This is a genomic window from Nocardioides sp. FY1077, from assembly GCF_058681775.1.
This window is the reverse complement of record NZ_JBZWDB010000003.1, coordinates 514225-528601: the sequence shown is the minus strand read 5'-3', so window position 1 is coordinate 528601 and position 14377 is coordinate 514225. Positions and strand designations below refer to the sequence as shown.

Annotated in this window: 15 protein-coding genes; 13 read left to right on the top strand and 2 right to left on the bottom strand. The window is 74.5% G+C overall.

Translation table 11 applies throughout. The features are described from left to right. The first annotated feature begins 33 nt into the window (after nt 1-33). The 10 genes from AC4OR8_RS12025 (at nt 34) to AC4OR8_RS11980 (ending at nt 10769) form a co-directional block, all read left to right on the top strand. Nucleotides 34-1131, top strand: coding sequence for a 1-deoxy-D-xylulose-5-phosphate reductoisomerase (locus AC4OR8_RS12025; RefSeq protein WP_492165796.1), 1098 nt, complete (start codon nt 34-36; stop codon nt 1129-1131). Then, entirely contained in the window at nt 1128-2492 is a 1365-nt protein-coding gene (locus AC4OR8_RS12020) for a M50 family metallopeptidase (protein WP_492165795.1), read from the top strand. Before AC4OR8_RS12025 ends, AC4OR8_RS12020 begins: the two co-directional genes overlap by 4 nt. A gap of 284 nt (nt 2493-2776) precedes the next feature. Continuing rightward, on the top strand, nt 2777-3721 hold the full coding sequence (locus AC4OR8_RS12015) for a DUF559 domain-containing protein (RefSeq protein WP_492165794.1): 945 nt from the start codon (nt 2777-2779) through the stop codon (nt 3719-3721). A gap of 277 nt (nt 3722-3998) precedes the next feature. Next, nucleotides 3999-5150: a flavodoxin-dependent (E)-4-hydroxy-3-methylbut-2-enyl-diphosphate synthase gene (gene ispG / locus AC4OR8_RS12010; RefSeq protein ID WP_492165793.1), complete on the top strand. Its 1152-nt coding sequence runs from the start codon at nt 3999-4001 to the stop codon at nt 5148-5150. Between the two features lie 70 nt (nt 5151-5220). Next, a complete protein-coding gene (locus AC4OR8_RS12005) occupies nt 5221-5751 on the top strand; it encodes an SHOCT domain-containing protein (RefSeq protein WP_492165792.1) in 531 nt (176 codons plus the stop codon). A gap of 53 nt (nt 5752-5804) precedes the next feature. Next, the gene (locus tag AC4OR8_RS12000; protein WP_492165791.1) at nt 5805-6653 is read left to right on the top strand and encodes a GNAT family N-acetyltransferase; all 849 of its coding nucleotides are present in this window, start codon (nt 5805-5807) and stop codon (nt 6651-6653) included. Between the two features lie 78 nt (nt 6654-6731). Then, nucleotides 6732-7112, top strand: coding sequence for a DoxX family protein (locus AC4OR8_RS11995; RefSeq protein WP_492165790.1), 381 nt, complete (start codon nt 6732-6734; stop codon nt 7110-7112). Between the two features lie 60 nt (nt 7113-7172). Next, on the top strand, nt 7173-8945 hold the full coding sequence (locus tag AC4OR8_RS11990) for a proline--tRNA ligase (protein WP_492165789.1): 1773 nt from the start codon (nt 7173-7175) through the stop codon (nt 8943-8945). A gap of 8 nt (nt 8946-8953) precedes the next feature. After that, nucleotides 8954-9655 (top strand): HAD family hydrolase, encoded by a 702-nt coding sequence (locus AC4OR8_RS11985; protein WP_492165788.1) that lies wholly within the window; start codon nt 8954-8956, stop codon nt 9653-9655. A 157-nt stretch (nt 9656-9812) separates the two neighbouring features. Further along, nucleotides 9813-10769 carry a zinc metalloprotease gene (locus tag AC4OR8_RS11980; RefSeq protein WP_492165787.1) on the top strand — a complete coding sequence of 319 codons (957 nt, stop codon included), beginning with the start codon at nt 9813-9815 and terminating at the stop codon, nt 10767-10769. 341 nt (nt 10770-11110) lie between these two features. Here AC4OR8_RS11980 and AC4OR8_RS11975 read toward each other — a convergent pair whose 3' ends face one another. Both AC4OR8_RS11975 and AC4OR8_RS11970 read right to left on the bottom strand, forming a co-directional pair. After that, nucleotides 11111-11599, bottom strand: a complete 489-nt coding sequence (locus tag AC4OR8_RS11975; RefSeq protein WP_492165786.1) for a DUF4439 domain-containing protein — start codon at nt 11597-11599, stop codon at nt 11111-11113. Next, the gene (locus AC4OR8_RS11970; protein ID WP_492165785.1) at nt 11596-12189 is read right to left on the bottom strand and encodes a hypothetical protein; all 594 of its coding nucleotides are present in this window, start codon (nt 12187-12189) and stop codon (nt 11596-11598) included. Before AC4OR8_RS11970 ends, AC4OR8_RS11975 begins: the two co-directional genes overlap by 4 nt. Nucleotides 12190-12324: 135 nt before the next feature. Between AC4OR8_RS11970 and rimP the strand changes: the two genes are divergently transcribed. The 3 genes from rimP to AC4OR8_RS11955 all read left to right on the top strand — a co-directional run bounded on the left by rimP (nt 12325) and on the right by AC4OR8_RS11955 (nt 14358). Continuing rightward, complete coding sequence (gene rimP / locus AC4OR8_RS11965) at nt 12325-12882, top strand: ribosome maturation factor RimP (RefSeq protein ID WP_492165784.1); 558 nt, start codon at nt 12325-12327, stop codon at nt 12880-12882. Continuing rightward, complete coding sequence (gene nusA, locus AC4OR8_RS11960) at nt 12882-13868, top strand: transcription termination factor NusA (RefSeq protein WP_492165783.1); 987 nt, start codon at nt 12882-12884, stop codon at nt 13866-13868. Before rimP ends, nusA begins: the two co-directional genes overlap by 1 nt. A 103-nt stretch (nt 13869-13971) precedes the next feature. Further along, nucleotides 13972-14358: a YlxR family protein gene (locus AC4OR8_RS11955; RefSeq protein ID WP_492165782.1), complete on the top strand. Its 387-nt coding sequence runs from the start codon at nt 13972-13974 to the stop codon at nt 14356-14358. Nucleotides 14359-14377: the final 19 nt, after the last annotated feature.

The window sequence follows — 14377 nt, the reverse complement described above, 5'->3', positions numbered from 1 at the left end:
GTGCGGGGGGCGGGGGCTGCGACACTGACCGGCGTGAAGCGCCGCGACATCGTCATCCTCGGGTCGACCGGGTCCATCGGCACCCAGGCGGTCGACCTCGTGCGCGCCCACCCCGACCGGTTCCGCGTGGTCGGGCTGACCGCCGGCGGCTCGCAGCCCGAGCTGTTCGCCCAGCAGGTCGCCGAGCTCGCGCCGGCGTACAGCGGCCTGGGCGAGGCCGCCTCGGTGGAGGCGGCGGGCATGCCGGCCGACGTCGTGCTCAACGGCATCACCGGCGCGGTGGGGCTGCGCCCGACGCTGGCCGCGCTCGACGCCGGCACGACCCTGGCGCTGGCCAACAAGGAGTCGCTGGTGATGGCCGGGCCGCTGGTGCTCGAGCGGGCCGCGCCGGGCCAGGTGGTGCCGGTCGACTCCGAGCACTCCGCGATCGCGCAGTGCCTGCGCGGGGGAGCGGCCCACGAGGTGCGCAAGCTGGTGCTCACCGCCAGCGGCGGCCCGTTCCGCGGCCGCAGCCGGGCCGAGCTGGCCGAGGTGACCCCCGAGCAGGCGCTCGACCACCCCACCTGGTCGATGGGCCCGGTCATCACGATCAACTCCGCCACCCTGGTCAACAAGGGGCTGGAGGTGATCGAGGCCCACCTGCTGTTCGGCGTCCCCCTCGAGCGCATCGAGGTGGTGGTGCACCCCACGAGCGTCGTGCACTCGATGGTGGAGTTCACCGACGGCTCGACGCTGGTGCAGGCGAGCCCGCCGACGATGGCCATCCCGATCGCGCTGGGGCTGGCCTGGCCCGACCGGGTGCCCGACACCGCCCCGGCCGTCGACTGGACCACCGCGCAGACCTGGCGCTTCGACCCCCTCGACGACGACGCCTTCCCCGCGGTGTCGGTGGCCCGGGAGGCCGCCGCGCTCGGCCTGACCGCGCCGGCGGTCTACAACGCCGTCAACGAGGAGTGCGTGGAGGCGTTCCGCCGGGGTCGGCTCGGGTTCACCCGCATCGTCGACGTCGTGGCCGAGGTGCTGCGGCGCCACGACGTAGGCTCGGGCCACCAGCTCACCCTCGACGACGTGCTCGCGGCCGACACCTGGGCCCGCGAGACCGCTCGCTCCGCGATCGAAGGACGCCGATGACGACCGCCCTGCTCTACATCCTCGGCGTGGTGGTGTTCTTCGTGGCCATCCTGGCCTCGATCGGCCTGCACGAGCTCGGCCACATGATCCCCGCGAAGAAGTTCGGCGGGAAGGTCACCCAGTACTTCATCGGCTTCGGGCCCACCGTGTGGAGCAGGCAGGTCGGCGAGACCGAGTACGGCGTCAAGGCCATCCCGCTCGGCGGCTACGTGAAGATCGTCGGCATGCTGCCGCCCGGCGCGGCGCAGCTGGCCGACGAGGTCACCCACGACGCCGACGGCACGACCGTCACACGGGTGCGCAAGTCCAACACCGGCATGTTCACCCAGCTCATCTCCGACGCGCGAGCCGCCGAGTGGGAGCTGGTACGCCCCGAGGACGACGCGCGGCTGTTCTACAAGATGGCCTGGTGGAAGAAGGTCGTGGTGATGGCCGGCGGCCCCACGGTCAACATCCTCATCGCGTTCGGCCTGTTCTGGGCGATCTTCTCCACCTACGGCCAGCAGAGCGTCGAGCCGCAGGCCGGCGCCCCGGTCATCGAGACGGTCGCCGCCTGCGTCGTGCCCTACGCCGACGGCGAGCGCGCGTGCACCCCCGCCGATCCCGCCAGCCCCGCCGCCGAGGCCGGGCTGCGCCCCGGTGACGTCGTCACCTCCTTCAACGGCACCGCCGTCACCAGCTGGGACCAGCTGCGCGAGCTGATCCGCGACAACGCCGACGGCGACGCCGTGATCGGCTACCAGCGCGACGGCGAGCAGCTGAGCGGCACCACCAGCACCACCGTCGAGGCGCGGCCCACCTCCGCCACCGACACCGCCCTGCGCCAGGTCGGCTTCCTCGGGGTCACCCCGGCCGTCGAGGTGGTCACCACCACCGGCGGGCCGATCTACACCCTGCGCGAGATGGGCGGGATGTTCGTCGACACCGTGCAGGCCCTCGTCACGCTGCCGGTCAAGGTCTGGGACGTCGGCCAGGCCATCGTCGGGCTCGAGGACCGCGCCGACGACAGCCCCGTGAGCATCGTCGGCGGCGGCCGCATCGCCGGCGAGGTCAGCTCGGCCGAGGAGATCCCCAGCACCGACAAGGTGGTCTTCGTGGCCTCCCTGGTGGCCGGGTTCAACTTCTTCATCGGCGTCTTCAACTTCATCCCGCTGCTCCCGCTCGACGGCGGCCACATCGCCAGCGCGCTCTGGGAGGCCGTGCGCCGCGGCGTGGCCCGCCTGCGCCGCCGTCCCGACCCCGGGTACGTCGACGCCGCCAAGCTGCTCCCCGTCGCCTACGTCGTGGCCATGGCGATGCTGGTGATGGGCGTGGTGCTGATCGTCGGCGACCTCGTCGCGCCCGTCGACACCCCCTTCTGACCCGCCGCGCCCTCGGTCGCGGGCGGGGCCGGGGCTTGCGTCATACGAACGGTGGGGTCGCATCCACGATTCGTATGACGTCCGGCTGCGGGCTGGCGCGGCCTGCGGGGTGCGTCATACGGACGGTGGGGTCGCACCCACGATTCGTATGACGTCCGGCCCCCACCCGGTCGTGGGCCGCAGCGAGGACCACGAGCACCGCACGCCCGGCGGTCCAGCGCGGTCGTCCACAACGGGTCCGCGCCGAGCCGCGGCGAGCCGGCCGAGCCGGTGATCCTCGGCCCATGGCCAGACCGCTGCGCGACGACTCGCCCCCCGCCCGCCGGGTGCGCGCGCTGGGCGCCGTGCAGCACGGCGTCGTGTCGCGGCGACAGCTGTACGACGCCGGCGTCACGCGCTGGCAGGTCAGCGGCGAGCTGCGGGCCCGCCGGTGGCAACGGGTAGGCGACCAGTCGGTGTGCCTGCACAACGCCGAGCTGTCCTTCGACGCCCTGATGTGGGCGGCCGTCCTCCAGGGCGGACCGCGGGCGATGCTCGACGGGTCGGCGGCCTTGGTCGCGGCGGGGCTCGAGCGCTTCGAGGTGGGTCGGATCCGGGTGACGGTGCCGCGAGGGGCGCGGGTGCGCCGCACCCGCCGGTTCGACGTCCGCCAGACGCGCCGGTGGGAGGCCGACGACGTGGCGCCGGGCGTGGGCCCGCGGCGTACCCGTGCCGACGTCGCGGCGGTCCGCGCCGTGCTGTGGGCCCGCAGCGAGCGCCAGGCCGTGCACCTCGTCACCGCCGCCGTGCAGCAAGGCCTGGTGACACCGGCCGCGCTCGCGGAGCAGGCCCTGCGGGTACGCCGCGACCCACGCCGGCTGCTGCTCCACGAGCTCGTCAACGAGCTGCTCGACGGCGCACGGTCGCTCGGCGAGGTCGACGTGGCCCGCGAGCTGAGGCGCCGGGGACTGCCCGCTCCGCAGCGGCAGGTGCTGCGGCGTGACGCCCGGGGCCGCTACTACCTCGACCTCCACTGGCCCGAGTGGCACCTCGTCGTCGAGGTCGACGGCATCCACCACACCTGGGCCGATGCCGTGGTGACCGATGCACTGCGGCAGAACTCCCTGGCGCTCGCGGGCGACGTCGTCCTGCGACTCCCGCTGCTCGGCCTGCGACTGCGCCCCGACGAGTTCTTCGGCCAGGTGCGCACCGCGCTCGAGCAGGCCGGCTGGGGCCGCGACGCGGCCTGACCCACCCGCGGAGGCTGCGATCGCGGGCCCAGGGGCAGACGTCATACGAAACGTGGCGTCGCCTCCACGATTCGCATGACGCACCCGCGGTGGCCCCGGCAGCGACCGGACATGGGGGACGTCATACGAACCGTGGGGTCGCATCCACGATTCGCATGACGCACACCCCCGCCACCGACCCACCACCACCACCACCACCACGACCACCACCACCACCAGGCCGACGACGCCCGGCGCCGCGGGGTGGGGGCGCGGGGGGCCGCAGTAGCCTGGGGCCATGACCGAGATCAACCTGGGCATGCCCGCGGCGCCGCCGCCCGTGCTCGCGCCGCGCCGCCAGACCCGCCAGATCAAGGTGGGCTCGGTGGGGGTCGGCAGCCAGTCGCCGGTCTCGGTGCAGTCGATGACGACGACGCTCACCTCCGACGTCAACTCCACGCTCCAGCAGATCGCCGAGCTCACCGCCACGGGCTGCGACATCGTGCGGGTGGCGTGCCCGAGCCAGGACGACGCCGACGCGCTGGCCGAGATCGCGCAGCACTCGCAGATCCCGGTGATCGCCGACATCCACTTCCAGCCCAAGTACGTCTACGCCGCGATCGACGCCGGCTGCGCGGCGGTGCGGGTGAACCCCGGCAACATCCGCAAGTTCGACGACCAGGTCAAGGAGATCGCCCGGGCCGCCAAGGACCGCGGCACCTCCATCCGCATCGGCGTCAACGCCGGCAGCCTCGACAAGCGGATCATGGACAAGTACGGCAAGGCCACGCCCGAGGCGCTGGTCGAGTCGGCCGTCTGGGAGGCCGGCCTCTTCGAGGAGCACGACTTCCACGACTTCAAGATCTCGGTGAAGCACAACGACCCCGTGATCATGGTGCGCGCCTACGAGCTGCTCGCCCAGGCCGGCGACTGGCCGCTGCACCTCGGCGTCACCGAGGCCGGCCCCGCCTTCCAGGGCACCATCAAGTCGGCCACGGCGTTCGGTGCGCTGCTCAGCCAGGGCATCGGCGACACCATCCGGGTGTCGCTGTCGGCGCCGCCGGTCGAGGAGGTCAAGGTCGGCATCCAGATCCTGCAGTCGCTGAACCTGCGCCCCCGCAAGCTCGAGATCGTGTCGTGCCCCAGCTGCGGGCGGGCCCAGGTCGACGTCTACAAGCTCGCCGAGGAGGTCACCGCGGGCCTCGAGGGCATGGAGGTGCCGCTGCGCGTCGCGGTGATGGGCTGCGTCGTCAACGGCCCGGGCGAGGCCCGCGAGGCCGACCTCGGGGTGGCCTCCGGCAACGGCAAGGGCCAGATCTTCGTGCGCGGCGAGGTCGTCAAGACCGTGCCGGAGGCCCAGATCGTGGAGACCCTGATCGAGGAGGCCATGCGCATCGCCGAGGGCATGGAGGCCGTCGACGGCGCCTCCGCCGAGGTCAGCGTCAGCTGACCTGCCCGCCGGGGAAGTGCCCGGTGCGGATGCGGCCCCGCAGGCGGCCGGCGTCCCCTACGGTGTCGCCATGACGTGGAGCGGGCTCGGGGCCGTGGTCGGGTCGAGCGGCGGGCGCACCCCCGACCCCGACCGGCCGCCTGCGTGGTGCGCCACCACCGACGTCTCGGGCCAGGTGAGCGAGTGCACCCTGGTCGACGGGAAGTGGCAGTCGACGTACGTCGACCAGGTGGGTCAGCCCGGCTCCGGCGTCGGTGGCGCTGTCGCGCTGCTGCTCGTGCTGGGGATCGTCGCGGCGGTCGTCGGTGCGATGTGGCGGATGTCGGTGGCGCGCCGGATGGCGCGCGAGGCCGGCCTCGACGAGCGCGACGCGGCGATGATGACCCTGGTCAGCCAGGACGGCCTCGACGCCACCTACCTCGCCGCGAGCCTGCGCCGCCCCGGCGCGGAGCCCTCCGGCGCCGCGGCCCCACCGCCGCCGGACGTCGGCGTGCCCGGACCCGCCGAGCGGCTGCGCCGCCTCGCCGACCTGCGTGACCAGGGGCTGATCACCGACCAGGAGCACGACGAGCGCCGCCGCGCCGTCCTCGACTCCCTGTGACCCCCACCCCGGCAGCGCTGCGGCGCCGGCCGCGGTGGCCGTAGGCTCGGCGCGTGCTGACCACCCGCCACGGCGTGCGCCCCCTGGGGCCTGCCGACCTGCCCGACTTCCTCGGGCTCGTCGAGCGCGACCCGGTGGTCAACGTGTTCGCCGACTACCGCGCTCGCACGACCAACCTGGAGCCGCGCTGGCTGGGCGGCGAGGTGTGGGGCCGCTTCAGCGACGGCGACCTGGTCGCGGCGTGCCACGTGGGCGCCAACCTGGTGCCGATCAGCGCCACGGTCGACGACGCCCGGGCCTTCGCCGAGCGGGCGATGGCCCGCGGGCGCAGCGTCTCGACCGTCGTGGGCCCGCACGACGCCGTCGAGGCCTTCTGGCAGGAGGTCGCCTCGGCGTGGGGCCGCCCGCGGGAGGCCCGCTGGCGCCAGCCCCACCTCGAGCTGGCCCGCGCCCCCGACGTCGCACCCGACCCCCTGGTGCGCCGCACCACCCGCGACGACCTCGCCGAGCTCTACCCCGCGTGCGTGGCGATGTACACCGAAGAGGTGGGGGTCTCGCCCGAGCAGGGCGGGGGAGCCGACCTCTACCGCGCCCGGGTCACCCAGCTGGTCAGCCGCGGCTGGTCGTTCGCCCGGTTCGACGACGCCGGCAGGCTGGTGTTCAAGGCCGAGGTGGCCTGCGCCTCGCCGCACGCCGCGCAGGTGCAGGGCGTGTGGGTGGCCCCGGAGCGCCGCGGCGAGGGCCTCGCGGTCAGCGGCATGGCGGCGGTCTCCGAGCTCGTGCGCGCCGAGGTGGCCCCCACGGTGTCGCTGTACGTCAACGAGTGGAACGACGCGGCACGCCGTGCGTACGCCCGGGTCGGCTTCGAGGAGACCGCCCGGTTCTCCACCGTCATGTACTGACCCGGCCGGGCAGACGGGTCGGCGCCCGGTCCGGGGACGAGAGTCCGCACCGGGCGGTCCACCGACTAGCCTCGGCGCGTGCCCACCACCGCCGCGCCGCTGCCCCTGACCGCCAGGCTCCTCGCCGGGGCGTTCGTGACCAGCGGAGTCGTGCACCTGGTGCGTCCCGCGACGTTCGCGCCGCTGATGCCGTCGTGGGTGCCGGCCCACCGCGAGGTCATCGCCGCCAGCGGCGTCGCCGAGCTGGTCTGCGCCGCCGGCCTGGCCCACCCCGCCACCCGCCCGGCCGCCGGCTGGGCCAGCGCGGCCCTGCTGGTCGCGGTGTTCCCGGGCAACGTGAAGATGGCGCAGGACGCCCGTCGTTCGCGCAGCACCGCCCTGCGCCTCGGCACGCTCGCGCGGCTGCCCCTGCAGGCCGAGCTCGTGCGCGTCGCGCTGAAGGTGGCCCGCGGGCGCTGACCCGCCCACGGGCGGTAACGGGTTCGTCGCGCCGGTGGGCCCACCCCTACGCTGGCGCCCATGATCCTGCGGATGTCGAGCCTGTTCGTGCGCACCCTGCGGGACGACCCCGCCGACGCGGAGGTGCCGAGCCACCGGCTGCTGGTGCGGGCGGGCTACATCCGCCGCGCCGCCCCCGGCATCTACAGCTGGCTGCCGCTGGGCCTGCGCGTGCTGCGCAGGGTCGAGGCCGTGGTGCGCGAGGAGATGGACGCCATCGGCGCCCAGGAGCTCAGCTTCCCGGCGCTGCTGCCCCGCGAGCCCTACGAGGCGACCGGCCGCTGGACCGAGTACGGCGACGGCATCTTCCGCCTCAAGGACCGCAAGGGCGCCGACTACCTGCTCGGCCCCACCCACGAGGAGATGTTCACCCTCGTGGTGAAGGACCTGTACTCCTCCTACAAGGACCTGCCGCTCTCGATCTACCAGGTGCAGACCAAGTACCGCGACGAGGCGCGCCCCCGGGCGGGCCTGCTGCGCGGGCGCGAGTTCACCATGAAGGACTCCTACTCCTTCGACGTCGACGACGCCGGCCTCGAGGTGAGCTACCAGGCCCACCGCGACGCCTACGTCCGCATGTTCGACCGGCTCGGCTTCGACTACGTCGTGGTCAAGGCGACGTCGGGTGCCATGGGCGGCTCGCGCTCGGAGGAGTTCCTGGCCAAGGCCGAGGTCGGCGAGGACACCTACGTGCGGTGCACGACCTGCGACTACGCCGCCAACGTGGAGGCCGTGCAGGTGCGCGCGCCGCTGCCCGTGGCCTACGACGACGCCCCGGCCGCCCACGCCGAGGAGACCCCCGGCACCCCCACCATCGACACCCTGGTCGCCCACCTCGACCAGGCCCACCCCCGCGCCGACCGGGCGTGGCACGCCGCCGACACCCTGAAGAACGTGCTGGTCGTGCTCAAGCACCCCGACGGCACCCGCGAGCCGCTGGCCATCGGCCTGCCCGGTGACCGCGAGGTCGACCAGAAGCGCCTGGAGGGCCAGCTCGAGCCGATCGAGGTCGAGCCGTTCGGCGAGGCGGAGTTCGCCGCCCACCCCGAGCTGGTCAAGGGCTACCTCGGCCCCGGCGTCCTCGGCGAGGAGGGCGTGTCCGGCATCCGCTACCTCGTCGACCCCCGCGTGGTGGAGGGCACCCGCTGGGTCACCGGCGCCGACGTCGACGGCCGGCACGTGCTCGACCTGGTCGCCGGGCGCGACTTCACCCCCGACGGCACCATCGAGGCCGCGGAGGTGCGCGACGGCGACGCCTGCCCCGTGTGCGACGACGGCGTCCTGGAGACCGCCCGCGGCATCGAGATGGCCCACATCTTCGCGCTGGGGCGCAAGTACGCCGAGGCCCTCGGCCTGCAGGTGCTCGACGAGAACGGCAAGCTGGTCACCGTCACCATGGGGTCCTACGGCGTCGGTGTCACCCGCGCGGTGGCCGCGATCGCCGAGGGCACCCTCGACGGGTCGGGGCTGTGCTGGCCGCGCGAGGTGGCCCCTGCCGACGTCCACGTCGTGGCCGCGGGCAAGGACGAGGCCGTGCTGGCCGCTGCCGACCGCATCGCCACGGAGCTGTCGTCCCACGGGCTCGACGTGCTCCACGACGACCGCACCGGCAAGGTGAGCCCCGGGGTGAAGTTCAAGGACGCCGAGCTCATCGGCGTGCCGACCATCGTGGTCGTCGGGCGCAGCCTGGGCGAGACCGGCACCGTCGAGGTGCGCGACCGCGCCAGCGGCGCCCGCGAGGACGTCGCCGCCGAGCAGGTGGTCGACCACCTCGTCCGCCTCGTGCGGGCCTGAGGCCCTCCGTGGCGGTCGACGCCGTCGTCTTCGACTGGGGCGGCACGCTCACCCGCTGGCACGACGTGGACTTCCACGCCGAGTCGCTGGCCCTGGCGCAGGCCGTGACCGGCTCCGAGCACCCGGTGGAGGTGCACGCCGAGCGGCTGCACCGCGCCGGCGCGAACGTGTGGGGGCGCAGCCGCGACCTCCAGCGCAGCTCCACCGTGGCCGACCTGTTCACCGAGGCCGGCCTCGAGCACGACCCGGACATGCTGGCGGCCTACCGCGAGTTCTGGGAGCCCCACACGCAGACCGACCCCGCGGTGGGGCCGCTGTGGACCGCGCTGCGCGAGGCCGGCGTCCGGGTCGGCGTGCTGTCCAACACCATCTGGCCGCGGGCCTGGCACCGCGGGTTCTTCGCCCGCGACGGCGTGCTCGACCTGGTCGACGGCGACGTGTACTCGTGCGAGATCGCCTGGACCAAGCCGTCGCCCCACGCCTTCCGCGCGGCGCTCGACGCCGTGGGCGTCGACGACCCGGCGCGTGCGGTGTACGTCGGCGACCGGCTCTTCGACGACGTGTGGGGCGCCCAGCAGGCCGGGATGCGGGCCGTGCACGTGCCGCACAGCACCATCCCGGTCGACCAGGTCGGCCACACCGAGGGCGTGCCCGACGCGGTCGCCCACGACCTCGCCGACGTCCTCGGCATCGTCGCCGCCTGGTCCTGAGGCCCGCCCAGGCCCGACCCGGGGGCGGGTGCTGCGACTTCGTGCATTGCACGAAGCTGGGCCACCGCCGCCGGCGACGGGCCGCCGCGGCTGGTGCACGATCCGATGACTCGGCCGCGACCCCCCGCCGGCCCGGCACGGACGGACACCCCCACCCATGGGCATCTCGCACCACCTGCGGCTCGCCGCCGCCACGCTCGGCCCCGGCGCGCTGCTCGCCACCACCCTGGCCGTCGGCCTCGCCTCGCCGGCCCAGGCGATGACGGTCGGCGACGTCGCCCGCGAGTGCGTGGTCGCCGACACCCACGCCCACGACGAGGCGGCCGCCGCCCGCGGCGGGCGGCACGTGCGTGACCACCGCGCCATCGACTCCCTGGAGCAGGAGCGCATCGAGGCCGACTTCCGGCGTCGTCTCGACCGCGCCCTCGAGCAGGAGCGGGCCGGGACCCGCGCGTCGACCACCGTGCCGGTCCACGTCCACGTGATGCGCGACGCGAACGGCGGCGGCGACGTCACCGACAGCCAGGTGCAGCAGCAGGTCGCGGTGATGAACGCCAGCTTCTCCGGCGCCAAGGCGCCCGAGGCCGCCGACACCGGCTTCCGGTTCACCCTCGCCGGCATCGACCGCTACAGCAACACCAGCTGGCACCAGGACAAGCAGAGCGCGACCTACCGCCGGCAGACCCGCCAGGGCGGCGCGAACGCGCTGAACATCTGGCTGGTCGACTTCGACTACCTCGGCGTCGCGACCTTCCCGTGGGACCACCGCCGCAGCCCCGGCGTCGACGGCATCCGCGTGCAGTACTCCTCGCTGCCGGGCGGGTCGGCGACGAACTACGACCTCGGCGAGACCGCCACCCACGAGGCCGGGCACTGGCTCGGGCTCTACCACACGTTCCAGGGCGGCTGCACGGCCACCAACGACGAGGTGGGCGACACCCCGGCCCAGTCGAGCAGCACCACCGGCTGCCCCGAGGGCCGAGACTCCTGCTCCCTGCCGGGCCTCGACCCCGTGCACAACTTCATGGACTACAGCTACGACGCCTGCTACACGATGTTCTCCGGCGGCCAGGCCACCCGGGCACAGCAGATGTGGACCGCGTACCGCGGCTGAGCGCCCCCGCACGACGGCCCGCACGACGGCCCGCCCCGGCGACCGGGGCGGGCCGTCGCACGTCCGGTCGGACCCCGCACCACGCGTGCTCAGTTGCAGGTTCCTGCAATGCACACAACTGAGGATCCCGGCTGCTCGCGCCCCTCGCCGGCACCGTTGCATGATCTTGCACGGAAGAGGCGGGCCCCACACCCGGCTCCGACACCGGCCAGTCCCCGGCCTACGGCCCGTGGACTCGCGGCATCGAGGGGGATCTCGGGACCTCCTCGGTGACACGAGCCCACGGGCCGCCGTCACGTCCGGCCCGTGCAGGCCCGGTCGCCGGTGGTCGACCGGCGGCCTCAGGCGTCGGGCACGCCGAGCAGCCGCTCCGGCTCCCCGCCGAGGTCGAGCAGCAGCAGGCCGGTGGCCTGCAGGGCCTCGACCGCCCACCGCCGCTGCGCGCCGGTCGTGCTGCCCACCAGCCAGGCGTACGTCGCGGCGCACGACGACTCGACCCGGCGCGCGGTGGCCGCCACCTCGCCGGGAGCGCCTGGCCCGTCGGTGTCGCCGGGAGGGCCGGGCAGGTCGTAGGCGGTGGCGGTGCCGACCGGGTCGGCGCCCGCGGCGAGCACGGCGGCGGTGAGGTCGTCGCGCCGGTCGCGGTGGGTGGACAGGGCGGTCTGCAGCAGGGCGAGCAGGCCGGGGGTGGCGGCCGCCGAGGTGCGGGCACCGAGGACGCCGATCACGTGGAGGGCGGCGTGCTCGGCGGCCAGCGCGGTCTGCAGCGCCTCCACCGGCGAGACGACCGCGCCGTCGAGGCGGGCCGACGGCAGCCGCGGCGCCGTCACCGGTCGGCGTCCCGGCCGCGTGGGCCGCTGTCGGGCGGGGCGACCGGCAGCGCTGCGAGGTGCTGCCCGGTCGAGGCCGACATCGCGGCCAGGACCCGGGCCAGCTCGCCGCTGCGAGCGGCCACCGACCAGGTGGCCAGGCGCCGCCCGAGACGCTCCTCGCCGGTGCGCACGGCGGCCCACGCCGCCGCCGGGGCGGACGGGGCGGATGCTCCGGGCGCCCCGCGCCGGTCGTCGCTGTCCCCGCCGTCGCCACCCGCGTCGTCGAGCAGGCGCAGGTGCGCGGCGTGCAGCCCGGCCAGCGGGCGCAGGCCGGTCTCCAGGCCGGCGTGGCGACGACCCGCCGCGGTCACCAGCGCGGCGGCGGCGGCGAGGTCAGCGCGGGCCCGGCGGGCGAGGGCGACGTCGTCGTCGGGTGCGGGTCCTGCGGGCCCGGCGGGCACGACCAGACCGGGAGCACCGGGGCCCCGGCTCCCGTCGGCGCCGCACGCGGCGAGGCCCGGGACGGCCACCACGACCGTGCCCACGAGGGCGGCACGACGGGTCGCGGTGGGGCCGGCGGGCGAGGATGAAAGAGGCTGGCCGGGCACCGCACGACCCTAGCGCGGGCGGGCCGCCGGGATGGTCGGGCCGGGTGCGCGGGGGGCTATCGTGTGCAGACCGGCGCGCGGGGTGACCCGCGCCCGCCACGAGCACCGACAACAGAACAGGGAGGCTGCGTCACCGTGAGCAGCGCAGGACAGGACAGCAGCCGGATCGAGGCCGAGCTCTCGGGCCCGCTCGCCGCGCTCGGGCTCGACGTGGAGGCCGTCGAGGTCACCCCCGCGGGCAAGCGCCGCGTGCTGCGGGTGGCCGTAGACCAGGACGGCGGGGTCACCCTCGACACCGTCGCCGAGGCCACCCGTGAGGTCAACCGGGTGCTCGACGGCTCCGAGGTGATGGGGGAGCACCCCTACACCCTCGAGGTCACGTCCCGCGGCGTCGACCGCCCGCTCACGCTCCCGCGCCACTGGCGCCGCAACACCGACCGCCTGGTCAAGGTGACCCTGGTCGACGGCGCCACGATGACCGGGCGCATCACCGACACCGGCGAGGAGACCGCCACCCTCGACGTCGCCGGTGCGCAGACCCTGGTGACCTACGCCGACGTCGCGAAGGCGCTCGTGCAGGTCGAGTTCAACCGGCGGGCCACGCCCGCCGACGACACCGACGACCTCGACGACACCGACGACACCGACGACCTCGGCGACGACGCGGGCACCGAGCGCGGGGAGGACTCCTGATGGACATCGACATGAGCATCCTGCGGATGCTGGAGCGCGAGAAGGAGATCTCCTTCGCCGTGCTGGTGGAGGCCATCGAGCAGGCCCTGCTCACGGCGTACCTGCGCTCGCCCGGCGCCAGCGAGCGCGCCCGGGTGGAGCTGGACCGCAAGAGCGGCCACGTCACGGTGATGGCCACCGAGGTCGACGCCGAGGGCAACGTGGTCGGCGAGTACGAGGACACCCCCGACGGGTTCGGGCGGATCGCCGCGACCACGGCGAAGCAGATCATGCTGCAGCGGCTGCGCGACGCCGAGGACGACGTCCGCTTCGGTGAGTTCGCCGGCAAGGAGGGCGACATCGTCTCGGGCGTGGTGCAGCAGGGCCGCAACCCCGACGACGTGCTGGTCGACCTCGGCAAGCTCGAGGCGCTGCTGCCCGTCGGCGAGCGGGTGCCCGGCGAGGACTACCGCCACGGCACGCGCATCAAGTGCCTGGTGGTCTCGGTGCGCAAGGGCATGCGCGGCCCCCAGGTCACGCTGTCGCGCTCCCACCCCAACCTGGTCAAGAAGCTGTTCGCCCTCGAGGTGCCCGAGATCGCCAACGGGCAGGTGGAGATCGCCGCGCTCGCCCGCGAGGCCGGTCACCGCACCAAGATGGCGGTGCACTCCACCGCGCCGGGGATCAACCCGAAGGGCGCCTGCATCGGTCCGATGGGCCAGCGGGTGCGCAACGTGATGGCCGAGCTGCAGGGCGAGAAGATCGACATCGTCGACTGGGTCGAGGACCCCGCGCGGCTCGTCGCCAGCGCGCTGTCGCCGGCGCGGGTGACCTCGGTCGAGATCGTCGACCGCGAGGCGCGCTCGGCGCGGGTCGTGGTGCCGGACTTCCAGCTCTCGCTCGCGATCGGCAAGGAGGGGCAGAACGCCCGCCTGGCCGCCCGGCTCACCGGCTGGCGCATCGACATCCGCTCCGACGAGCCCGACCCCGAGCGCGACGACGCCTGACAGACACCCGACCGCGCCCGACCGGGCCGCCCGGCGTGCCCCGGGTCGGCGTGCCGGGTCACCGGTTCGGAATCCTCGGGCGTGTCGGGCTAGGATCGGGGCAGTGGCCCGCCGAGATCGCCAGCACCCCTCCCCGGACGACGTCCCCCTCGTGGGACCCGTGCGGACGTGTGTCGGTTGTCGGGCGCGGGCCACGAAGAGCGAGCTGTTGCGGGTCACCGCCGGCTCGGACGCGTCAGGCCGCCCGGCCGTCGTGCCCGATCCGGCCGGCACCGCACCGGGGCGGGGTGCACACGTGCACCCCACCACCGGGTGCTACGACCTCGCGGTGCGACGCAAGGCGTTCGGACGGGCCCTCCGGCTCTCCGCGGGCCTGGGCAGCGCAGCGGTGGGGGAATGGGTGGCAGCGCGCGAGGACCACGATCGTGACCGATCGACCAGAAGATCCACCGAGGGATCGAACGACCAGGACTGGAGCAGCAGCTCATGAGCACTCGATGAGTACTTCC